Annotated in this window: 22 protein-coding genes; 10 read left to right on the top strand and 12 right to left on the bottom strand. The window is 66.5% G+C overall.

Going from position 1 to position 21,386, the window contains the following annotated elements:
• Nucleotides 1–19 precede the first annotated feature (19 nt).
• The 4 genes from GH664_RS13035 to GH664_RS13020 all read right to left on the bottom strand — a co-directional run bounded on the left by GH664_RS13035 (nucleotide 20) and on the right by GH664_RS13020 (nucleotide 3,664).
• The gene (locus GH664_RS13035) at nucleotides 20–1,030 is read right to left on the bottom strand and encodes a quinone-dependent dihydroorotate dehydrogenase (RefSeq protein WP_153168514.1); all 1,011 of its coding nucleotides are present in this window, start codon (nucleotides 1,028–1,030) and stop codon (nucleotides 20–22) included.
• A 61-nt stretch (nucleotides 1,031–1,091) separates the two neighbouring features.
• Nucleotides 1,092–1,826, bottom strand: coding sequence for an arginyltransferase (locus GH664_RS13030; RefSeq protein ID WP_153168513.1), 735 nt, complete (start codon nucleotides 1,824–1,826; stop codon nucleotides 1,092–1,094).
• A 30-nt stretch (nucleotides 1,827–1,856) separates the two neighbouring features.
• Complete coding sequence (gene aat, locus GH664_RS13025) at nucleotides 1,857–2,564, bottom strand: leucyl/phenylalanyl-tRNA--protein transferase (protein ID WP_153168512.1); 708 nt, start codon at nucleotides 2,562–2,564, stop codon at nucleotides 1,857–1,859.
• The gene (locus tag GH664_RS13020; RefSeq protein ID WP_153168511.1) at nucleotides 2,561–3,664 is read right to left on the bottom strand and encodes an ABC transporter ATP-binding protein; all 1,104 of its coding nucleotides are present in this window, start codon (nucleotides 3,662–3,664) and stop codon (nucleotides 2,561–2,563) included. The genes aat and GH664_RS13020 overlap by 4 nt, the downstream gene beginning before the upstream one ends.
• Before the next feature lie 148 nt (nucleotides 3,665–3,812).
• On the opposite strand from GH664_RS13020, the gene GH664_RS13015 reads away from it, so the two are divergent.
• The gene (locus GH664_RS13015) at nucleotides 3,813–5,483 is read left to right on the top strand and encodes an iron ABC transporter permease (protein WP_194270403.1); all 1,671 of its coding nucleotides are present in this window, start codon (nucleotides 3,813–3,815) and stop codon (nucleotides 5,481–5,483) included.
• Between the two features lie 183 nt (nucleotides 5,484–5,666).
• Nucleotides 5,667–7,769, top strand: coding sequence for an MASE3 domain-containing protein (locus GH664_RS13010; protein WP_228111496.1), 2,103 nt, complete (start codon nucleotides 5,667–5,669; stop codon nucleotides 7,767–7,769).
• Between the two features lie 14 nt (nucleotides 7,770–7,783).
• Here GH664_RS13010 and GH664_RS13005 read toward each other — a convergent pair whose 3' ends face one another.
• Nucleotides 7,784–8,806, bottom strand: a complete 1,023-nt coding sequence (locus GH664_RS13005) for a Fe(3+) ABC transporter substrate-binding protein (protein ID WP_153168585.1) — start codon at nucleotides 8,804–8,806, stop codon at nucleotides 7,784–7,786.
• 123 nt (nucleotides 8,807–8,929) lie between these two features.
• On the opposite strand from GH664_RS13005, the gene GH664_RS13000 reads away from it, so the two are divergent.
• Complete coding sequence (locus GH664_RS13000) at nucleotides 8,930–9,262, top strand: DUF2325 domain-containing protein (protein ID WP_153168509.1); 333 nt, start codon at nucleotides 8,930–8,932, stop codon at nucleotides 9,260–9,262.
• A gap of 90 nt (nucleotides 9,263–9,352) precedes the next feature.
• Here the strand turns inward: GH664_RS13000 and GH664_RS12995 are convergent, their stop codons facing one another.
• The 6 genes from GH664_RS12995 to GH664_RS12970 all read right to left on the bottom strand — a co-directional run bounded on the left by GH664_RS12995 (nucleotide 9,353) and on the right by GH664_RS12970 (nucleotide 15,152).
• Nucleotides 9,353–9,889, bottom strand: coding sequence for a C40 family peptidase (locus GH664_RS12995; RefSeq protein WP_153168508.1), 537 nt, complete (start codon nucleotides 9,887–9,889; stop codon nucleotides 9,353–9,355).
• A 132-nt stretch (nucleotides 9,890–10,021) separates the two neighbouring features.
• Nucleotides 10,022–10,666 (bottom strand): PolC-type DNA polymerase III, encoded by a 645-nt coding sequence (locus tag GH664_RS12990; protein ID WP_153168507.1) that lies wholly within the window; start codon nucleotides 10,664–10,666, stop codon nucleotides 10,022–10,024.
• A gap of 7 nt (nucleotides 10,667–10,673) precedes the next feature.
• Nucleotides 10,674–12,575 carry a DUF294 nucleotidyltransferase-like domain-containing protein gene (locus GH664_RS12985; RefSeq protein ID WP_153168506.1) on the bottom strand — a complete coding sequence of 634 codons (1,902 nt, stop codon included), beginning with the start codon at nucleotides 12,573–12,575 and terminating at the stop codon, nucleotides 10,674–10,676.
• 65 nt (nucleotides 12,576–12,640) lie between these two features.
• Nucleotides 12,641–14,074, bottom strand: a complete 1,434-nt coding sequence (locus tag GH664_RS12980) for a PhoH family protein (RefSeq protein WP_153168505.1) — start codon at nucleotides 14,072–14,074, stop codon at nucleotides 12,641–12,643.
• Nucleotides 14,075–14,203: 129 nt separating this feature from the next.
• The gene (locus GH664_RS12975; protein WP_153168504.1) at nucleotides 14,204–14,659 is read right to left on the bottom strand and encodes a peroxiredoxin; all 456 of its coding nucleotides are present in this window, start codon (nucleotides 14,657–14,659) and stop codon (nucleotides 14,204–14,206) included.
• A gap of 112 nt (nucleotides 14,660–14,771) precedes the next feature.
• A complete protein-coding gene (locus tag GH664_RS12970; RefSeq protein ID WP_153168503.1) occupies nucleotides 14,772–15,152 on the bottom strand; it encodes an Mth938-like domain-containing protein in 381 nt (126 codons plus the stop codon).
• Nucleotides 15,153–15,332: 180 nt separating this feature from the next.
• On the opposite strand from GH664_RS12970, the gene GH664_RS12965 reads away from it, so the two are divergent.
• The 7 genes from GH664_RS12965 to GH664_RS12935 all read left to right on the top strand — a co-directional run bounded on the left by GH664_RS12965 (nucleotide 15,333) and on the right by GH664_RS12935 (nucleotide 21,163).
• Nucleotides 15,333–16,634: a pyridoxal phosphate-dependent aminotransferase gene (locus tag GH664_RS12965; protein ID WP_153168502.1), complete on the top strand. Its 1,302-nt coding sequence runs from the start codon at nucleotides 15,333–15,335 to the stop codon at nucleotides 16,632–16,634.
• A gap of 73 nt (nucleotides 16,635–16,707) precedes the next feature.
• Entirely contained in the window at nucleotides 16,708–18,015 is a 1,308-nt protein-coding gene (locus GH664_RS12960; protein ID WP_153168501.1) for a homoserine dehydrogenase, read from the top strand.
• A gap of 121 nt (nucleotides 18,016–18,136) precedes the next feature.
• Nucleotides 18,137–19,276: a polysaccharide pyruvyl transferase family protein gene (locus tag GH664_RS12955; protein ID WP_194270402.1), complete on the top strand. Its 1,140-nt coding sequence runs from the start codon at nucleotides 18,137–18,139 to the stop codon at nucleotides 19,274–19,276.
• Complete coding sequence (locus GH664_RS12950) at nucleotides 19,273–19,956, top strand: MOSC domain-containing protein (protein ID WP_153168499.1); 684 nt, start codon at nucleotides 19,273–19,275, stop codon at nucleotides 19,954–19,956. Before GH664_RS12955 ends, GH664_RS12950 begins: the two co-directional genes overlap by 4 nt.
• 90 nt (nucleotides 19,957–20,046) lie before the next feature.
• Nucleotides 20,047–20,562, top strand: coding sequence for a DUF3617 domain-containing protein (locus GH664_RS12945; RefSeq protein ID WP_153168584.1), 516 nt, complete (start codon nucleotides 20,047–20,049; stop codon nucleotides 20,560–20,562).
• 117 nt (nucleotides 20,563–20,679) lie between these two features.
• Nucleotides 20,680–20,925, top strand: coding sequence for a CDGSH iron-sulfur domain-containing protein (locus tag GH664_RS12940; RefSeq protein ID WP_153168498.1), 246 nt, complete (start codon nucleotides 20,680–20,682; stop codon nucleotides 20,923–20,925).
• 25 nt (nucleotides 20,926–20,950) lie between these two features.
• The gene (locus GH664_RS12935) at nucleotides 20,951–21,163 is read left to right on the top strand and encodes a dodecin (protein WP_153168497.1); all 213 of its coding nucleotides are present in this window, start codon (nucleotides 20,951–20,953) and stop codon (nucleotides 21,161–21,163) included.
• Between the two features lie 67 nt (nucleotides 21,164–21,230).
• Here the strand turns inward: GH664_RS12935 and GH664_RS12930 are convergent.
• Nucleotides 21,231–21,386: LUD domain-containing protein (locus GH664_RS12930; RefSeq protein ID WP_194270401.1), on the bottom strand; the 156-nt coding region annotated here is incomplete at its 5' end.

Here is a 21,386-nt window from a genome sequence, read left to right as displayed (position 1 = left end):
TGACGTGCCGGGTGACGGGTCAGCCGTGCGTCGTGGCCCGCACACATTCACGCACCAGACCGGGGCCGCGATAGACCAGGCCGCTGTAGAGCTGCACCAGCGCCGCACCCGCCTCGAGCTTGGCGCGCGCGCCGCGACCGTCGAGCACGCCGCCGGCTGCGATGATCGGCAGCTCGCCCGCAAGCGCCGAGGCGAGCTGGCGCACGACCGCGGTCGAGGCCTCGAACACCGGCGCGCCCGACAGGCCGCCGGTCTGTTCGCCGAATCGCACGCCCTGCACCTTGTCGCGCGCGATCGTGGTGTTGGTCGCGATCACCCCGTCGATGCGGTGGCGGCGCAGCGCGTCGGCGATGTTGATGACCTGCGCTGGCTCCAGGTCGGGCGCGATCTTGAGCGTGAGCGGCACGTAGCGGCCATGCACATCGGCCAGCCGCGTCTGTGCCGCCTTCAGCTTGCCGAGCAGTTCGTCCAGTTCGGACTCGCCCTGCAACTGGCGCAGGTTCTTGGTGTTGGGGGAGGAGATGTTGACCGTGACGTAGCTCGCCAGCGGGTAGACCTTGTCCAGGCAGGCGAGGTAATCGTCGGCGGCGCGTTCGATCGGCGTGTCGAAGTTCTTGCCGATGTTGATGCCCAGGATGCCCTTGAAGCGGGCTGCCTTGACATTGGCGACCAGCACATCCACGCCGTGGTTGTTGAAGCCCATGCGGTTGATGATGCCGCGCACTTCCGGCAGGCGGAACATGCGGGGGCGCGGGTTGCCCGGCTGCGGGCGCGGGGTGATGGTGCCGATTTCCAGGAAGCCGAAGCCGAGCCGCGCGAGGCCGTCGATGGCTTCGCCGTTCTTGTCCAGGCCGGCGGCAAGGCCGATCCGGTTGGGGAAGCGCAGGCCCATCACGTCGACCGGTTCACCAGGCGCAGGCTGCGCTGCGGGCAGCACGCGGCCGGCCACGTTCAGCATGCCGATGGTGAAGTTGTGGGCGGTTTCCGGATCGAGCGAAAACAGGAAGGGGCGGACGATGTCGTAGAGCATGGGCCGATTGTAGCGATTCGGCCGCTTTTTGTGCGATGCACTATGAAGTCTTTCCCGGCGGCTACGCCGCCCCGGGCGCTGTCTCCAGCGTGACCCACTCGCCGTTGCGATAGCGCTCGAGCGGACGGAAGCGGATCTTGTAGGCCATCTTGGGGCTCTCCTCAATCCAGTAGCCCAGATAGAGATGGGGGAGCCCCAGGCGGCGGCAGGTCTCGATCTGCCACAGGATGCCGTAGGTGCCGTAGGCCGCGCGCGGCACGTCGGGGTCGTAGAAGGTGTAGACGCTGGACAGCCCGTCGTCGAGGCGGTCGATCACGCTCACCATGCGCAGCGTGTCGCCTTCGCGAAACTCCACCAGCCGGGTTTCGACGTGGCTTTGCAGCAGGAAATGCGTGTACTGCTCGCGATTGTCGAGATCCATGCCGCCACCCGGATGGCGCGCGGCCTGGTAGCGCTGATACAGCGCATAGTGTTCTTCGGAGAAGATGAGCGGGTGCTCGAACGCCAGCAGGCCCTCATGCTGTGCCCAGGCGCGGCGCTGGCTGCGCGCCGGGGTGAAGCGCCCGACGGGAATGCGCACCGGCACGCAGGCATTGCAGTCGTCGCAATGGGGGCGGTAGGTGAAGACACCGCTGCGGCGAAAACCACGGCGCACCAATTCGCTATAGAGGGTGGTGTCGATCAGGTGACCAGGCGTCGCGACCTGCGATCGCGCACTGCGGTCGGGCAGGTAGGAGCAGGCGTACGGAGCCGTCGCGTAGAACTGGATCAGCGCGTAAGGATAGTCCTTCTGCATCGTGCAATCCCTGCGATAAGCGGTCCCGCGTCAGTCCCACGACAATTCCGCCAGCGCGTCGCTCGACCACCTGCGCGGCGATTCGCCTCCCCGCGTCCAGCGGGCGAGGCCCGCGACGAATTGCGCGCGCGAAATCTCCCGCGCGCCCAGCGACTGCAGGTGAGCCGTCGTCATCTGGCAATCGATGACTGCATAGTCGCGCAGCGCCAGCAACTGCGCTAGATGTGCGAGCGCCACCTTGGAGGCATCCGTCACGCGCGCGAACATCGATTCGCCAAAGAAAGCCCGTCCCAGCGCCATGCCGTAGAGCCCGCCCACCAGCTCGCCACCCTGCCAGCATTCGACACTGTGGGCATAGCCCAGTTCATGCATCTCGCCATAGGCCGCCTGCATGTCGGCGGTGATCCAGGTGCCGGTCCCCATGCCGCGCGGGGCGGCGCAGCCGGCGAGCACCTCGGCAAAGGCGGTGTCGAGTCGCACGTCGAACTCGCCGCGGCGCAGGCGCTTGCGCAATGAGCGGCTGATACGGATGTCGCCCGGCACCAGCACCAGGCGCGGGTCCGGGCTCCACCACAGGATGGGCTCGCCCTCGCTGAACCAGGGAAATATGCCATGGCGGTAGGCTTCGAGCAGCCAGCGGGGGCTCAGTTCGCCACCGGCAGCGAGCAGCCCGTTGGGTTGGTCGAGCGCCTGGTCTACGGGCGGAAATGCCGGGCGCCCCACCAGCCAGGGGATCATGCCGCAAACCTGACCGCGACTTCGCGCGCGGGCGGCGCCTCGTTGCGGAAGGTCACGACGTGGTCGACGTCGAGGCGGATGCCGATGCGCTCGCCGATGCAGTGGTTGTGGTGGCTGGGCACCAGCGACAGCACTTTTGCACCACTGGCAAGGCGCAGCGTGTAGAGGATGTCGGCGCCACGGAAGGCCTTGTGCGCCACCTGTGCCTTCAGCGGGCTGCCATCGTCATGGACGATGTCGTCGGGGCGCAGCAGCACGTCGACGCGGCAGATCTTGCCGCACTGGCCGCAGCCCGCACTGCACTCGAGCGGCGTGGTGCTGTTGAGCATGCCCAGCTCGACCTCGACCTGGTGCTCGCTCAACACCACGCCGGGCAGGAACACGCCCTGGCCGATGAAGTCGGCCACGAAGCGGTTGGTCGGGCGGTGATAGAGGTTGTAGGGCGTGTCCCATTGCTGGATGCAGCCCTGGTTCATGATGCCGATCTCGTCGGCCACGGCGAAGGCCTCGTGCTGGTCGTGCGTGACCAGGATGGCGGTGGTGTCGGTCGCCTTGATGATCTCGCGCACTTCATGCGACAGGCGCTCGCGCAGCTCCACGTCGAGATTGGAGAAGGGCTCGTCCAGCAGCAGCAGGCTGGGGCGCGGCGCCAGCGCGCGTGCCAGCGCGACGCGTTGCTGCTGCCCGCCCGACATTTCGTGCGGGTACTTGCGGCCATGTTCGGCCAGGCCGACGAGGGCGAGCAACTCTCCGACACGCGCCTGCCGTGCCGATGCACGCTCGCCGCGCAGGCCGAAGGCGATGTTTTCGGCCACCGTCAGGTGGGGGAACAGCGCGTAGTCCTGGAACACCATGCCGATGCGCCGCCGCTCGGGCGGCAGATCGATGCCGCCGCCACTGACGATGGCGCCGTCGAGCCGGATCCTGCCGGCGGCAAGCGGCTCGAAGCCGGCGATGCAGCGCAGGACCGTCGTCTTGCCGCAGCCCGACGGGCCCAGCAGGCAGCCGATCTGCCCTTTTTCAAGCTGCAGCGAGAGTTGGCGCACGACCTGATGGCTGCCGAAGGCCAGGTCGATGTCGATGAGTTCAAGATGGGACATTGCGTGCAACGGGCGAGGTGTGGAGCCGGCGCCGGAGGTGATGTTTGCTGATTATTGCATCGGGGCAGGCCAAATGCGATCAATTATAATTTGGCTCCACAAGGCGGCGCGGTTGCGTCGCGCAAGAACCAACGACAACGGAATCAGGATGAAATCCATGGGTGGGCCGGGTCTGCTTCGGCGCCTCGGCCAGGGGGGCGTCGCGCTCACGGCGACGGCGACGATCATCGCGCTGCTGATCGCGGCGCCAGTGCTTTCGGTCTTCTCCAACATTTTCGTCGGCGGCACCGGTGCGACCTGGGCGCATCTCGTCGACACCGTCCTCGGCGAATTCGTGCTCAACACCATCGTGCTGTGCATCGGCGTCGGGCTGGGCGTGGGCTCGATCGGCGTGACCTGCGCGTGGCTGACGACGATGCTCGATTTTCCCGGGCGCCGCTTCTTCGAATGGGCGCTGGTGCTGCCGATGGCGGTGCCGGCCTACGTGATGGCGTATGTCTACACGGACTTCCTGCAGTTCGTCGGCCCGGTGCAGACGGCCCTGCGCGAGACCTTCGGCTGGCATGCCGGCCAGTACTGGTTTCCGGACGTGCGCACGGTGGGCGGCGCGGTGGCGATGTTCATGTTCGTCCTTTATCCCTATTGCTACATGCTTGCGCGCGCGGCCTTCCTGGAGCGCGCGGGCGGCATGCTGGAGGCGGGGCGCTCGCTGGGGCTCGGCCCCTGGCGCTGCTTCTTTCGCGTGTCGCTGCCCTTGGCCCGCCCCGCCGTGGTGGCCGGTGTCGCGCTTGCCCTGATGGAAACGCTGGCCGATTTCGGCACGGTGTCGTATTTCGGCGTGCAGACCTTCACCACCGGCATCTACCGCGCCTGGTTTTCCCTCGGCGACCGCATCGCGGCCGCGCAGTTGTCGGCCGTTCTGCTGGGTTGCGTGGTGGTCGTGCTGGCGCTGGAACGTGCCACACGCGGGCGGGCGCGCTTTCACAACACGTCGCGCCAGCAGGTGGCGCGGAGCCGCCTGCGGCTTCCTCTCGGCTGGGGGCTGCTGGCCGCCTTCGCCTGCGCGATGCCGCTGCTGCTCGGCTTCCTGTTGCCTGCCGGCCTGTTGATGAAGATGGCGTTGACCGAGGGCGACGCGCAGTTCGGCGAGCGCTTCCTGCACCTGGCGCGCAACAGCTTCCTGCTGGCGGCGCTGGCCGCGGTGCTGGCGGTGGCGCTGGCGCTGGTGCTGGCCTATGCGGCGCGGCTGGCCCGATCGCGCCTGCCCCACATGCTCAACCGCGTCGTGGCGCTCGGCTATGCGGTGCCCGGCTCGGTGATCGCGGTCGGCGTGCTGATTCCGCTGACCCGCATCGATGCACAGCTGGCGCAGTGGTGGCAGGCGGCGTTCGGGGTCAACCCGGGGCTGCTCATCACCGGCGGCATTGCCGCGCTGGTGTATGCCTATCTCGCACGCTTCCTGACGGTGGCGCTACAGGCGGTGGAAGGCAGCCTGGCCAAGATCACGCCCAGCATGGACGACGCCTCGCGCAGCCTGGGGCTGGGGCGGTGGCAGACGTTGCGGCGGGTCCATGTGCCGCTGTTGCGCGGCACGCTGCTGACCGCAGCGCTGCTCGTGTTCGTGGATGTAATGAAGGAACTGCCCGCGACGCTGGTCATCCGGCCGTTCAATTTCGACACCTTGGCGACGCAGGCGCATACGCTTGCGGCGGATGAGCGGCTCGCCGAGGCTTCGACAGCTGCGCTCACCATCGTCGCGGTGGGTCTGCTGCCCATGTTCGCCATCTCGCGCCAGATTGCTCGCGGTCGCCGGCGCTGAGCGCACGGATCGGCGGTGCGTGGCCCTGTCTGGGCAGCGCGTCGGGGCGCAGGGTGCTGGACGACGATAACCTTGCTGGAATCAGGCTGGTCGGATGCGAACCCGCCGCGAACGGGAGTCTTCTCGATGCTTTGGGCGATGATTGGCGATCGCGGGTGCAGGCGTACGGTGTGGTGCCGGACCGTGATCTGGGTTCTCACCATGACCGTGGGGTGGGTTCTTGGCCTGCTCCTGCAGCCGCTCAGTCTGTTCTCCAGCCCGCATCAGTATCTTCCCGTACACGCCGCACTCGAGTTCATCGGCATTTCGGTTTCCGCCATGGTGTTTGCGCTGGGCTGGAATCTGCGCGACACCGAGCGGGGCAGCCGCCTGGTGTGGCTCGGGGCTGTGTTCCTGGCCGTGGCGATCATCGACTTCCTCCACGTCCTGGTGTTCGAAGGCATGCCCGGCATACTGGGTCCGGGCGATAGCGACAGGGCGATCCATCTCTGGCTTGCGGGCCGGTTCGTCGTCGCGTTCGGCCTGCTTGTCGCCGCCTTTCTGCACCCGGCGCGCTGGTCTGGGCAAGCGGCGGCAGCCGTCAATGGCTGCATGCTGGTGTTCGCAGTCGTTTGCGGCTGGACGCTTCTCGTGCCCGCTGACACTCCGCGCATGATGGTGCCCGGCACCGGGCTCACCGCGCTGAAAGTGGCTATCGAGTACGGCCTGACCGCCCTTTACCTTGCCGTCGCGGTGCTGCTCTACCTGCGCGGCTGGCGCGACCGCGACGAGACCCTGGCCTGGCTGGCTGCGGCCGCCTGGGTGCTGGGCCTGGCGGAACTCTTCCTGACGCTTTACAGGGAAGTGTCCGACACCTTCAACGTGCTTGGCCACGTCTACGAGGTAGCTGCCTTCGTGATGATCTACCGCGCGCTCTTCGTTGCCGGCGTACGCGGGCCGCACGCAGCGCTGGCCAGCGAGCGCGCGCTGTTGCGCGCCCTGATCGATTCGGCGCCGGACCTGATCGCGTTCAAGGATGTTCGCGGCGCCTACCTCGGGTGCAACAGCGCCTTTGCGCGCTGCCACGGGCGGCCGGAGAAGGAGATCCTCGGCCGCACCGACGCCGAGCTGGCCCGGCTCGGACCCTGGCCGCCTGCCGGAGCAAGCGCGCGTTCTCAGCCGCTGTCGGCAGCCGAGCGTGGCGAGGAATGGGTTGTGTGCCGTGAAGGCGGTCGTCGCCTGCTCGACACGATGAACATTCCTTTCCGCGCCGATGGCGGAAGCCTGCTGGGCGAGATCGGCATCAGCCGTGACATCACCGACCGCCGCTGGATCGAGGAACAACTTGCCGCGAGCGAGCGGCGGCTCGCGCTGGCGCTGGAGTCGGCATCCCTCGGGCTGTGGGACTGGCACGTGCCGAGCGGCTGGGTCAGCTTCGACGTGCAGTGGGCAGGCATGTTGGGGCTGACGCCGGACGAGATCGAACCCACGCTGGAAAGCTGGGAGTCACGCATCAACCCGGCCGACTGGCCCATCATCCGCGCCTCACTCGAGCCACACCTTCGCGGCGAGACGCCGCGCTACGTCTGCGAACATCGGCTGCGACACAAGGACGGTCACTGGGTCTGGGTGCTTGCGTCCGGCACGGTCATCGAGCGCGACGAGGAGGGCGCTCCGTTGCGCGTCGTCGGCATCCACCAGGACATCTCCGCACGCAAATCGCTGGAGGAGCGCCTCGTGCAGCAGGCGACGAGCGACCCCCTGACCGGCCTCGCCAACCGCCGCTATTTCGACGCCGCGCTTGGCAACGAGCTTGCCCGCGTGCGGCGCAAGGTGGGGCAGGCGGCGGTCGCGCTGCTCGACCTCGACCATTTCAAGCGCATCAACGACCGCTGGGGGCACGCGGCGGGTGACGAAGTGCTGAAGCATTTCACCCGGCTCGTGGGGGAACGGCTGCGCGACAGCGACATGTTCGCGCGCCTCGGCGGCGAGGAGTTCGCCATCCTCCTGCCGGGCGTCGATCTCATCGGCGCTTTTCGCACCGCCGAACGCTTGCGCCGCGTGGTGGCGGACAGCCCGGCGCGTGGCGACTTCGGTGAGATCCCGATCAGCGTGAGCATCGGCGTTGCGGTGCTGCGCGGGGGCGACACGGGCTCGGCCGAGGCGCTCGCGCGCGCCGACCAGGCCCTCTACCGCGCCAAGGACGGGGGCCGCAATCGTACGATGATGGAACAGGACACGGCGGAGCAGCCGTCCTCCGCCGCGCTGGCGCAAACGACGGCGCAGCGGGAAGACGGCAAGCGCTGATCACATCGCCGGGCTCAGCGGAATCCGGCGCGATCGAAGATGCGCTGCGCTTCAGCCACCGTCCTGGCGAGGTCGCCAATCGGCAAGGTATCCGCCTTGAAGGGGCCGAGGCGCGTCAGGGCCGGGTTGTCGACCTTGACGCCCGACACCACGGGCCATTCGTTGTTGCCGTCGGCGAAATAAGTCTGGGCTTTGTCGGACGCGAGGTATTCCAGGAACTTGACCGCAGCCTCCTTGTGGGGCGCATTCTTCAGCATTCCCGCACCGGAGATGTTGATGTGCGTTCCCCAGCTCTGCTGGTTAGGCCATACCGCCTTGATGCGGGCGCCAATCGCCTGCTCGTCGCGTTTGTCCGAATTCAGCAGGCGGGCGAGGTAGTAGCTGTTGACAATCGCGACACCACATTCGCCTGCGGCGACGGCCTTGATCTGGTCGGTGTCGCCACCCTTGGGCGCGCGCGCGAAGTTGGAGACCAGGCCCCGGGCCCATTCTTCCGTCCTGGCCGCGCCATCGTGCTGGATCAGCGCGGCACCGAGCGACAGGTTGTACGGGTGGCTGCCCGAGCGCACGCAGACCTTGCCTTTCAGCGCCGGATCGGCCAACTGCTCGTACGTCTGGACCTGCTCGGCCTTGACCATGTCGGGGTTGTAGACGATCAGGCGCGCGCGGGTGGAGTAGGAAAACCAGTCCTGCGTGCGCAGGTGAGCCGGGATGCGCTCTTCGAGCACCTTCGATTTCACCGGGGCAAAGATGCCGAGCTCGTCCGCCTTCGCCAGGCGCGACGCATCAACCGTGATGAAGACATCCGCCGGGCTGTTCGCGCCCTCGTTGCGGATGCGTTCGAGCAGTTCGTCCTCCTTGGCCTCGATGCGATTGATCTTGATGCCGGTCTGCTTGGTGAAATCCGCGTACAGCGCCTCGTCGGTCTGGTAGTGGCGGGCGGAATACAGGTTGAGTTCAGTGTCGGCAGCCTGTGCGTGGATCGCGCCTGCAGCAAACGTGGCAAGGAGCGTCGGGAAGAGCATCTGCTTGAGCATCATGCGACAGCCTCGGTGAGTGTGAAAAAGTGATGCGATATTAACGAGACGAATTCGCAATTGCAAATGATTCGTATCTGATTAAAATGCGAACACGAATCATTCGCAAAGGAAGCTGAGTCAATGAACGCACTCATCGTCGGTGCCGATCGCCTGGGGAACATCCCCGATGTACTCGGGAATTTCGGCATCCGGATTGCAGCCCATGTAAGCGGGCGCGACAGCAGCCACCAGCGACGCGGCGCGTCCCTGCCGTCGGGAATCCAGATCGTGATCCTGTTTACCGACTTCCTCGGACACAACGTGATGCAGCGCTTTCGTGATGCGGCAACGCGGGAGAACGTCACCGTGGTGTGCTGCCGGCGTTCGGTGTGCGCGTTGCAGCAGGCGCTCGGTCGTCGTCTGCCGGAGCAATGCGGGGCGTGCGAGGTCGTCTGCGGATCCGGGTGCGCGTGACGCCGCGATAGGGTGAACGGTACGCCCGTCATGGGCGCAGCCCGCGGGCCGGGTCCGGCCCGGAAATCGGGGAGGAGAGGTTGAGGTCGATCAGCGCGCCAGCATCAAGCCGGCAGGGGGCGAATCGTTGTCGTCGACAAGACGGCGCGCACCATTGAAGCGGGCCGCCCAATAGCTGTTGCCCAGGTTTTCGATGCGCACCTTGCCGCCGCTGGACGGTGCGTGCACGAACTGACCGTCACCGAGGTAGATGCCGACGTGGGAGAAGGCACGGCGCATGGTGTTGAAGAACACGAGATCGCCCGGCTTGAGTTCCTGGCGGCTGATGTTCTCGCCCACTCGCGACATTTCGGCCGCGGTTCGTGGCAGGTCGAGACCGATGGCGTTGCGGAACACGTTCAAGACGAGACCGCTGCAGTCCAGCCCGGTTTCGGGCGAGGTGCCGCCGAAGCGGTAGCGGATGCCCAGGTAGCTCATCGCCTGGTCGACCAGTTCTCCTGCAGCTTGCGTGTAGCGCTCGAACGCAGGCGCTTCCCGCGTTGCCACGGGAACCTGGTCGGCAGCAATGACCGCATTGGTTGCGGACAGGCTGAGCAGCAGGGTTAGAAGAACGGGCCGAAAATGCATTCGGCGGAATATACGCAGGTCGCCCCGACTTGTAAACGTTCCAAATTCACGAATCGGCCGCCATCGGCGAAGGCGGGTGTCGGCGGCCTGGCGACGCTCGCGCCGGCCTGACCCGCCACCCCTGGCAAAGCTTCAGGCCTTGCGCCGATACTGGCGGTAGGCACGCTCGAGCTCGAGTAGCGCGCGCGCTGACGTCGCACCTTGCGCAAGGGCGCGTGCCTGCGCGGCGAGGAACAGTTGCGCGATCACCCAGCCGTCTCCCAGGGCATGGTGGCGCTGGAAGGTCTCGATGCCGAAGGACTCCATCCATTCGGCCAGCCGCACCGGGTTGCCGTGGCGCTCCGGGAAAAGTGCCGGCATGAGGAAATACAGGTCGATCACGTTCGCGTCCAGGCCGAGGCCCAGCCTTTGCTCAATCAGCGGCTCCAGCATGCCCAGGTTGAACGCGGCGTTGTAGACCACCAGTGGATCCTTGCGTGCGAATGCCAGCAGCCCGGACAGGGCTCGCGACGGGGAAGTGTCGAGCGTCGCATAGAAGCTGTCGACCGGCGTGATGAGGCCGCCGTCGATGGCGATGGCTCCCACCGCAAGCAACCGGTCACGATCCAGATCCAGGCCGGTGGCCTCGGTGTTCACGACGACATAGCGCGCCTCGAAGTGCGCGCGTGACAGGTCCACATCGGGGAGCGCCTGCCAGTGCGCCAGGGCTTCGGCAATGCCGGGTTCCAGCGCATCGCCTTCGCCGCGGCCGCCGATGAATCGCGAGATCCAGTTCATGGTCGCGTCAGAGCTGATAGTCGAGCTTGAGGCGCAACTGCAGCTTGCGCGCCTGGCGGAAGGCTTCCTTGAGGATGCGGCGGTCGAGTTCGTTCAGCGCGTCGGGGTCGATGCGGTTGTCGCCGTCCGCGTCGTGCTCGGTCTCGAGATGCTGCGAGCGCAGACGCAAGAGCTGGATGAAATGGAAGCCGTCTATGATCGCCGAGACTTCCTCGACCGAGACGCCCATCTTGCCACTGGCCTGGCGCAGCCGCTGCACGGTGCTGCTGGAATCGACGCCGGTGCGCAGGGCGATGATGCGCGCCGCATCGACAAAGAGGCGCGCGCCGCACTTCTTCAGGTCGATCATGCCGTCGTCCTCGACGACGAAGTCACGGATCCGCCCCAGCGGCGGTGCGACCTGCAGCGCGTTGGCGGCCATCATGCGCAGGAAGTTGCTGCTGGTGCGCGACAGCTTGTTGAGCCAGGCTCTCAGTTGATCGCCCAGGCGTTCATTGCCGTAGAGCACGCGGAAGTCGAAGAAGATCGAGGCGTTGAGCAGCGCCTGCGGGTCGGGCTCGCGAATCCAGTCGCCGAAACGCTCCTTCCATTCGTCCACGGTCAGGCAGAGGTCGGGGTTGCTCGCCATGATGTTGCCCTTGCACAGCGGAAAGCCGCACGCGGCGAGGCTCTGGTTGACCTCCCGCGCGAAGGCGATCAAGCGCCTGCGCACGGCCTCGGTGTCCTGCAGTTCGGGGCAGCGCCAGATGATCCCGTTGTCCTGATCGGTGGAGAGAGTCTGTTCATGCCGTCCCTCGGAGCCGAAGGCGAACCAGCCGAAATCGACGCCGACGAGATCGTGCCGGTCGAGGGCAAGTTCGATGATGCGGCGGGTCAGTGCATCGTTCAGGGCAGAGATGAACTGCGTCAACTGCTCGGCACCGATGCCCTGCGCGATCAGGTTCAGTGCAAGCTGGCGGATGTCACGGCTGGCGTGCTGCAGCGCACTGACATCGGTTGCGTTCTCGATGCCGGCGCGGATCTGGCGCAGGCTGATGCGTTGCAGCGAGAACAGGTCTCGCTCCGAGATCACGCCCTTGAGGCGACCGTTCGGGTCGACCACCAGCAGGTGGCGCACGCCGTGCGTGGCCATCTCCAGCGCGGCGTCGTAGGCCGATGCGCTGGCCGGCAACTGGTGCGGGTTGGCGGTCATGATCTCGTCGATCGGCCGCTCGAGATCGAAGCCTGCCAGCACGATGCGCGGCAACACGTCGCTCTGCGTCAGGATGCCGAGCGGGCGCCTTTCGGCATCGGTGACCACCATGCAGCCGATGCGAAGCTCGTTCATCTTTTCCAGCGCGGCGCGGGTGCGCGTCTCGGGCGTGACGCAGACCGGCTCGTGCTTGATCAACTGGCCCAGCGGCGTCGTCATCGTCTGCTGCTCGGCGGCCCGCTGCGAGAAGGTCGTCTGCAATTGCTGGCGCGACTGGTTGAGCAGGCTGGCGATGTACTGAGTGCAGAAGAGGTGGAAGACCGGGCTGATCTGCATCAGGTGCAGGAACTCGTCGGCCGTGATCTGGAAGCAGAACGAATCCTCCACCGCGACGTACGCATTGGTCGATGGCCGCTGCGCCGAGATGGCGCCGATCGGGAAGCACTCGCCTGGCCCCATCGACAGGCTGGCGTATTCGGTGACGACCGCCGCGCCGGTCTGTCGCGCCTGCACCTTGCCGCGCTGGATGATGTAGAAGTGGCGCGAAGGACCCATCTCCGGCGTCAGGATCTCGCTGCCACGGGGATGGAAGCCGAGCACCGCGTGCTGTGCCAGGTAGGCGAGCGCCGTCGGCTCCATGCGGTCAAAGGGCGAGAAATGGCGGAGAAAGTCGGTACTGGCTCCGACCAGCAGTTGCTGCGCGGCGGCGGTGCTCATGAGGGCATGAAGGGTAGGCAATGTGCCGATTATAGGCGCGAGCCGCCCCGCGGTGCGCCGCTCGCTCAGAGCACCTCGGCGGCGTGGTCCGCCAGGCGCGAACGCTCGCCCCGCTGCAGCGTGATGTGGCCCGAATGCTCCCAGCCCTTGAAGCGGTCGACCGCAAAGGTCAGGCCCGAGGAGCCCTCGGTGAGGTAGGGGGTGTCGATCTGGGCGATGTTGCCCATGCACACCACCTTGGTGCCCGGCCCGGCGCGGGTGATCAAGGTCTTCATCTGCTTGGGCGTCAGGTTCTGCGCCTCGTCGATGATCAGGTACTTGTTGAGGAAGGTGCGCCCGCGCATGAAATTCAGGCTCTTGATCTTGATGCGGCTGCGAATCAGGTCGCGGGTGGCTGCGCGGCCCCAGTCGCCGCCCTCGCCGGCGGTGCCGTTGAGCACGTCGAGGTTGTCCTCCAGCGCGCCCATCCATGGCGCCATCTTCTCTTCCTCGGTGCCCGGCAGGAAGCCGATGTCCTCGCCCACCGGCACCGTCACGCGGGTCATGATGATCTCCGCGTAGCGCTTGGATTCCAGCACCTGGGTGAGGCCCGCCGCCAGCGTCAGCAGCGTCTTGCCGGTGCCGGCCTGGCCGAGCAGGCTGACGAAGTCGATCTCGGGGTTCATCAGCAGGTTGAGCGCGAAGTTCTGCTCACGGTTGCGCGCGGTGATGCCCCAGACGTTGTTCTTCTGGTGGCTGTAGTCCACCAGCGTCTCCAGCACCACACTGGGACCATCCTTCTCCTTCACCCAGGCCTGCAGCGGGTTGTCGCCGTCCTGGAAGACGAATTCGTTGACCGTCAGCTCGGGCGCCAGCGGCCCGGAAAGCCGATAGTAGGTGCGGCCGTCCTCCTTCCACGACTGCATGTTGCGTGCGTGGGCCTCCCAGAAATCGGGCGCCAGTTCGCGCGTGCCGGTGTAGAGGAGGTCGGTGTCCTCGAGGACCTTGTCGTTGAAGTAGTCCTGCGCGGCGAGGCCCAGTGCGCGGGCCTTGATGCGCATGTTGATGTCCTTGGACACCAGGATCACCGGTCGCTCGGGGTGCTTGCCGGCGAGGTAGGTCACCACCGCGAGGATCTGGTTGTCGCCGCGGCCGCTGGGGAAGGCCTGCGGCAGACGGACGTCGATGGCCTCGGTCTGCAGGAACAGCTTGCCCGTGCCCTGCCCGCGCGACGGGCCGTCGAGATCGATGCCATTCTCGATGCCGTCGGCTGCGGCGCTGACGATCTCGTCCAGCATGCGGCTGGCCTGGCGCGCGTTGCGCGCCACTTCGCTCATGCCCTTCTTGTTATGGTCGAGCTCCTCCAGCGTCATCATCGGCACGTAGAGATCGTGCTCCTCGAAGCGATACAGGCTGGTGGGGTCGTGCATCAGCACGTTGGTGTCGAGCACGAAGAGCTTGCGTGCGGTTTCGCCCTTGCTGCGGCGGGAGCGGCTGGCGGGTTTGCGTTCGGCGGGCATGATGGGCCTATGCGGACGAGGCGGCTGAGTCTTGGGAAGCTGCGCGCGGTGTGGCTGCGGCTGGGTCTGCAGCGAGCGCGGCGCGCAGGAGGCGGCGGGCTGGCGGCATGGCCGATGCCTGTCCTGCGCCTACAGTGATTGAACGAAGGCGAGCACTTCCTCGGCGTGGCCGGGTACCTTCACGCCACGCCATTCGCGCGCGATGCGGCCTTCCGCGTCGATGACGAAGGTGCTGCGCTCCACGCCGCGCACCTGCTTGCCATACATGTTCTTCATCTTCATGACACCGTAGGCCTCGCAGGCGATCTCGTCAGGATCGGAGATCAGCTCGAAGGGCAGCTCGAGCTTCGCCTTGAAGTTCTCGTGGCTCTTGATGCTGTCGCGGCTGATGCCGAAGACATCGCATCCGGCGGCGGCGAAGGCGGCGTGGTGGGCACCGAAATCCTTCGTCTCGTTGGTGCAGCCGGGCGTGTTGTCCTTGGGGTAGAAGTACAGGACGACCTTCCTGCCGCGCAGGGTGCCCAACGAAACGGTCTGGCCGGCGGTGGCGGAAAGGCTGAAGTCTGGGGCAAGCGGGCTGCTCATGTCGTCTCCTGGGGCGGACGGGATTTTTGCCTCAGGGTAGCGGAGCCGTGTTTCGCTGACAATCGCGTTACGGTGATCTTTCGGGCCGATTGCAGCAATCGCCGCGGGCGGCTCAGGCCAGGGCGTCGAACAGGAGGGCCGCGGCAACGGCCCGGCCTTCACCGACGAGGATGTTATAGGTCCGGCAGGCGGCGGCGAGGTCCATGACTTCGAAGCCGATGCGGGCCTCGATCAGCGGCCGCAGCAGGGCGGGCGACGGAAAGCGCTGCCGGCTGCCGGTGCCGATGAGGACGATTTCCATCCCCAGGTCGCGTGCGGCGGCAAAGTCGTCCGCGGTCAGCCCGGCGTAGCCGCCGGGCGCCCAGCCGCTGACGATGCCGGTGGCGGTGAGCAGCAGGTTACCGTCGTGTCGGACCTTGTTGATCATGACGTGGTCGGCGCCGTAGCCGGTCACGATGTTGGTGCTGCCGTTGTTGTCGAGGTGGAGCTTCATGGTGTGGGAGGCGTCCTTGTTGCGGGGCGCGCGTGACGTCCGCGGCGCCCGGAGCGTACCGGCCGTTGCCGGGAACACGGGCAAATTGCCGCAGTGCGGCAGCGCGGCTAAGATAGCAATTTTTCCCTTTGGCGGTGCACTCTTGCGCATCGCCAGCCCATCGACCTCAGGACGGCAGACATGAAAGCGGTGAAGAATCTGGAACTCGCGACGGTACCCAAGGAATCGGCAGCAAAGGCCGAGGCCGCGGCCGCCGCTCGTCCGGTCCGCAAGTCCGCCAAGCTGGCCGAGGTCTGCTACGACATTCGCGGCCCGGTGCTCACGCGCGCCAAGCAGATGGAGGACGAGGGCCACAAGATCATCAAGCTCAACATCGGCAACCTCGCCTCCTTCGGCTTCGATGCGCCCGAGGAAATCCAGATGGACATGATCCGCAACCTGCCGAATTCGGCCGGGTATTCGGAGTCCAAGGGCATTTTCTCCGCGCGCAAGGCGGTGATGCACTACACCCAGCAAAAGGGCATCAAGGGCGTCACCATCGAGGACATCTACATCGGCAACGGCGTGTCCGAGCTGATCGTGATGGCGATGAACGCGCTGCTCGATGCTGGCGACGAGGTGCTGGTGCCTGCACCTGACTATCCGCTGTGGACGGCGGCGGTGAGTCTGTCCGGCGGCCGGCCGGTGCACTACGTGTGCGATGAGAGCAAGGGCTGGATGCCCGACCTCGACGACATGCGTGCCAAGATCACGTGCAATACCCGCGCCCTCGTCATCATCAACCCCAACAACCCGACCGGGGCGCTGTATCCCGACGACGTGTTGAAGGAAATTGTCGAGATCGCGCGTGAGCACGACCTCATCATTTACGCCGATGAGGTCTACGACAAGGTCCTCTACGAGGGGGCGAAGCACACGTCGATGGGTGCATTGTCAGGTGACGTGCTGACCATCCTCTTCAATGGCCTGTCGAAGAACTACCGCTCCTGCGGCTATCGTGCCGGCTGGATGGTGGTGTGCGGTGACAAGCGCCGTGCCACCGATTACATCGAAGGTCTCAACATGCTGGCGTCGATGCGGCTTTGCGCCAACGTGCCGGGGCAATATGCGATCCAGACCGCGCTCGGCGGCTACCAGAGCATCGACGACCTGGTGGCCGAAGGCGGGCGCCTGCGCCGCCAGCGCGACGTGGCGCACCAGCTCATCACCGCCATCCCGGGAGTGAGCTGCGTGAAGCCGCAGGCGGCGCTTTACATGTTCCCGCGGCTGGACCCGAAGATCTACCCGATCGAGGACGACCAGGCCTTCATCGCCGAACTGCTGGAGGCCGAGCGTGTGCTGCTGGTGCAGGGCTCGGGCTTCAACTGGCCGGAGCCCGACCACTTCCGCCTCGTCTTCCTGCCGCACGAAGACGACCTGCGCGACGCCATCGGCCGCCTCGCGCGCTTCCTGGAAGGCTACCGCAAGCGCCACGGCACCTGAATCACGCGGCGGCCGGGACCCTGTCCGGGCCGCCTCACAACCGACACTTCACTCCTGACAGCACACTGAACCTATGAAACCCATCAACGTTGGCCTGCTCGGCATCGGCACCGTCGGCGGCGGTACCTTCACCGTCCTCAAGCGCAATGCGGAGGAAATCTCCCGTCGTGCCGGGCGTCCGATCACCATCACGGTCGTGGCGGACAAGAACCTCGACCTTGCCCGCAGCGTGACCGGCGGCAGCGTGCGGCTGACGGACGACGCCTTCTCGGTGGTGGCCGACCCCGAAGTGGACATCGTCGTCGAACTGATCGGCGGCTACGGCGTCGCGAAGGAGCTGGTGCTGAAGGCGATCGAGAACGGCAAGCACGTCGTCACCGCCAACAAGGCGCTGCTGGCCGTGCATGGCAACGAGATCTTCGGCGCCGCGCAGAAGAAGGGCGTGATGGTGGCCTTCGAGGCGGCGGTGGCGGGCGGCATTCCGATCATCAAGGCCCTGCGCGAAGGTCTTACCGCCAACCGCATCGAGTGGCTGGCCGGCATCATCAACGGCACCACCAACTTCATCCTGTCGGAGATGCGCGACAGGGGCCTGTCCTTCGCCGAGGTGCTGAAGGAAGCACAGGCGCTGGGCTACGCCGAGGCCGATCCCACCTTCGACATCGAGGGCATCGACGCCGCGCACAAGGCGACGATCATGAGTGCGATCGCCTTCGGCATCCCGATGCAGTTCGACAAGGCCTACATCGAAGGTATCACCAGGCTGGACGCCATCGACATCGTCTATGCCGAGCAACTCGGCTACCGCATCAAGCTGCTGGGCATCGCGCGCCGCCGCGAGCAGGGGGTGGAGCTGCGCGTGCATCCGACGCTGATCCCGGCCAAGCGCCTGATCGCCAACGTCGAGGGCGCGATGAACGCAGTGCTGGTGCAGGGCGACGCCGTCGGCGCCACGCTGTATTACGGCAAGGGCGCAGGCGCCGAGCCGACCGCTTCGGCGGTCATCGCCGATCTGGTGGACGTGACCCGCCTGCACACCTCCGACCCCGAGCATCGCGTGCCGCATCTGGCATTCCAGCCCGACCAGGTGCGGGATGTGCCGGTGCTGCCGATCGAGGAGGTCATCACCTCCTACTACCTGCGCATGCGCGTGGATGACAAGCCGGGCGTGCTCGCCGACATCACCCGCATCCTCGCCGAAAGCGGCATCTCGATCGAGGCGCTGTCGCAGAAGGAAGCGGCAGAGGGCGAATCGCAGACCGACATCATCATGCTCACGCACCAGACCGTGGAGCGCAGCGCCAACGCGGCCATCGCCAGGATCGAGGCCTTGCCGGTCGTTTCCGGCAAGGTGACGAAGCTGCGCATGGAGTCTCTCTGATCGGGTGCCGACCCGGCGTGTTTCAGGTTTGCCCGGAATGATTCGCCGCCGGTGCACGAGAGCCGCCCCCGTGGGGGCGGCTTTTTTCTGGTGCGCCCGGCAGGGTGCTGATGTCAGCCGTATGTCTTCCCCGTCGCCTCGCCGCTTGATCCTGTTCGGCGCCTTCGACCGCCACAACTTCGGCGACCTGCTGCTGGGCCACTGCGCGGCGGCCGCTTGCAGCGGTCGCGAGCCGATCTTCGCCGGGTTGGCGACGCGCGATCTGCGCGCATGGGGCGGCCATGCGGTGCGCCCGCTGGCCGAGATCATCGCCGCGCACGGCGCGGAACCGGCTGAGCTCGTTCACGTCGGCGGCGAGATCCTCACCACGACGGCCTGGGAGGCCGCGGTCATGCTCCAGACGCCGCAGGCGGCGCAGCGCGTGATCGCGCGACTGGATCGTGACCCGGTGACGCGGCGGGCCTGGGCAGCAGGCTGCCTCGGCACACCACGGCAGTTGCCCTATGTGTTCGGTCTGCCCGATCTGCCTGCCGGGTGGTCAAGCCGCTTCGTTGCCGCGGGAGGCGTGGCCATCGCCGGTCTTCCCGCCGCGGCTGTCGATGAACTGCGCGCCGCGCTCGGCAGGGCGGAGGCGGTGTCGGTGCGGGATCGCAGGACGCAGGCAGCACTTGCCGGAATCGGCGTGCAGGCCTCGCTGGTGCAGGATCCGGCAGCGCAGACCCCGACCCTGTTCGGCGACCCCATTGCGGCAAGGCTGGCCGGGGAGGGCTTTGCCCGCCTGCGCCGGCGACAGCCACGCTGGCTCGCCCTGCAGCTCGCTGCTGCGTGGGGTGACGATGCCACGCTCGCCCTCGTGGCGCAGGCGGCCGTCGCCGAGGCACGCGCCCGCGACGCTGGCATCGTGCTGTTCTGCGCCGGGCGTGCTCCGTGGCATGACGATCCGGCGGTGCTGGAGCGCCTGCTCTCGCACATCCGGCGCCTTGCTCCCGAGCTCGCAGCAGCGCGGTTTGCGTCCGACGAGCTGTTCGACCTCTGCGCCTTGCTGGCGGGCAGTTGCTTCTACCTCGGCACGAGCCTGCATGGCTGGATCGTCGCCACGAGTTTCGGGGTGCCCGCCCGCTGCCTGGTGGACAAGGCCGGCGACAAGGCGGCAGCCTATATCGACACCTGGCCCGGCCCGGCCGGCAGCGGATGGATGGCCCGCGCCGCGATGCCGGGCTCGCCTCTCGAGCAGGCATTACAGCAAGGAGCCGCAGGATGACCCCGTTCGTTGCCACCATCGATCAGATCTTCGTCGGCGATCTGCGACCGCTCGAGCCAGAGGGGCAGATTTCGGGCATCTTCAAGCGTCCGGTGCGGGGCGCGGTGCAGCTTACGGCCGACGGGCTCGCTGGCGATCATCAGGGCGATCGACGCCATCATGGCGGCGCGCAGAAGGCACTGCACCACTTCCCTGCCGAACACTACGCCGACTTCCTCCGGCGCTGGCCCCAGCTCGGGGACCTGCTGCGCGCCGGCACCCTCGGCGAGAACCTGAGCACGCATGGCATGACGGAACAGCAGGTGTGCATCGGCGACATCTTCCGCTGTGGTAGCGCGCGCATCCAGGTGAGCCAGCCACGCCAGCCGTGCTGGAAGATCAGCCACCGGCTGGGCATCGATGAGGCTTCACTTTTTGTTGCGCAACAGGGTTTGACCGGCTGGTACTACAGGGTGTTGGATGCGGGAACCGTTCAGCCGGGAGATGTGCTCGAACTGCTCGAGCGGCCCTCGCCCGCAGTGAGCCTTGCCCGCTACTGGCAGGTCATCAACGCGCATCGTCCGGATCCGGCGTTGCTGCGCGAGCTTGCCGCAGTGCCCGGGCTCGCACCGGACAAGGCGGCAAGGTTGAACGAGCGGGCGAGCTGGCTGCAGGCCAACGGCGACAGTCGCGCCCGATGACGCACCGGCCGCGTGAGGCCGGATGCAACCGATACGTTGAAGAGGAATTCGTCGATGAACAAACTGGGAAAGATCGCGCTGCGTGTGCTCATGCCGGGGCTGCTGACCCTGGCTGCCGCATCCGTCGCGCAGGCAGCCGACATCCGTCCGGGCCTGTGGGAGTTTCGATCCACGCGCATGAATCTCGCCGGACTACCGGACTTGTCGCCGCAGATGGCGCAACTGCAACAGCACCTGAAGAGCCTTCCTGCGGAGACGCGCCGCATGCTCGAGCAGCAGATGGCCTCGCGCGGCGTGACGCTCGGCAGCGACGGCACCGTGCGTAGCTGCATCACGCCCGAGCAGGCGAAGCAGGACAACCTCTATGCGGGCAAGACCGAGGGCAATTGCACGCTGACGGAGGTGGTCAAGGGCCGGGGCACGGTGCGTGGCAGGCTCAACTGCACCCAACCCAGAGGAAGCGGGGATTTCGAAGCGAGGATCGTCTCGCCGGAACAGTTCTCCACGCGGGTGAATGTTCGCTCCGACCGCGGCGACATGCAGATGGAGACCGAGGCGCGCTGGATTGGCGAGCACTGCCCCGCGCCGCAGGCAGCGGCGCGTTGAGGCTGTGCCATGGTTGATCCCGATTGACAGATCTTCGATCGCCGGCGCACTGTTCGCGGGCTCCGTGGGTACGGGGCGCCATGAATGCCGCATGCAACATCGAGGAGGAGATGCGCCATGTCCGACAACAGCCCGCACATCGCCCAGAAAGCGCCCTACGCCGTCGAAGTGGAAGCCGGCAAGCAGTACTTCTGGTGCGCCTGTGGCCACAGCAAGAACCAGCCCTTCTGTGACGGCTCGCACAAGGGAACCGGTTTTACCCCGGTGGGGTTCACGCCGGAAACGAACGGGACCGTCTTCCTGTGTGGTTGCAAGCACACCGCCAACCCGCCATATTGCGACGGCTCGCACAAGAAGCTCTGAGCCGCGCCACTGTCAGGAGGAGAGCATGTCAGATCGCGTATACAAGAAGATTGAAATCGTCGGCTCGTCGAAGATCGGCATCGATGATGCCATCCGCAACGCGGTCGCGACCGCGGCGGAGTCCATACGCCACATCGACTGGTTCGAGGTTGTGGATACCCGAGGTCATGTCGTCGATGGCAAGGTCGCGCATTTCCAGGTGACGCTGAAGATTGGTTTCCGCCTCGAAGTTGAGTGAGCGCGCAGGCGGGCGCGGCGCAGGGAGCAGGGCGGTCATCGAGGTGGCCGCCCTTCTACTTTCAGCTTTATCGAGCGCTTTGGTCGGTGGCTTCGCCGACGATGACGACGTGCAGGTAGCGGGGGCCATGGGCGCCGAGGACCAGGCTGCCCTCGATGTCGGTGGTGCCGCTGGCGCCGGTGATGATGTTGACGTTGCGCGGCGGGCGCTGGCCGGCGGTGGC

It is taken from the genome of Thauera sp. 2A1 (assembly GCF_009469595.2).
Classification (GTDB): Bacteria; Pseudomonadota; Gammaproteobacteria; order Burkholderiales; family Rhodocyclaceae; genus Thauera.
Note: the sequence above shows the minus strand (reverse complement) of the source record. Positions and strands in the feature narration are given on the sequence as shown.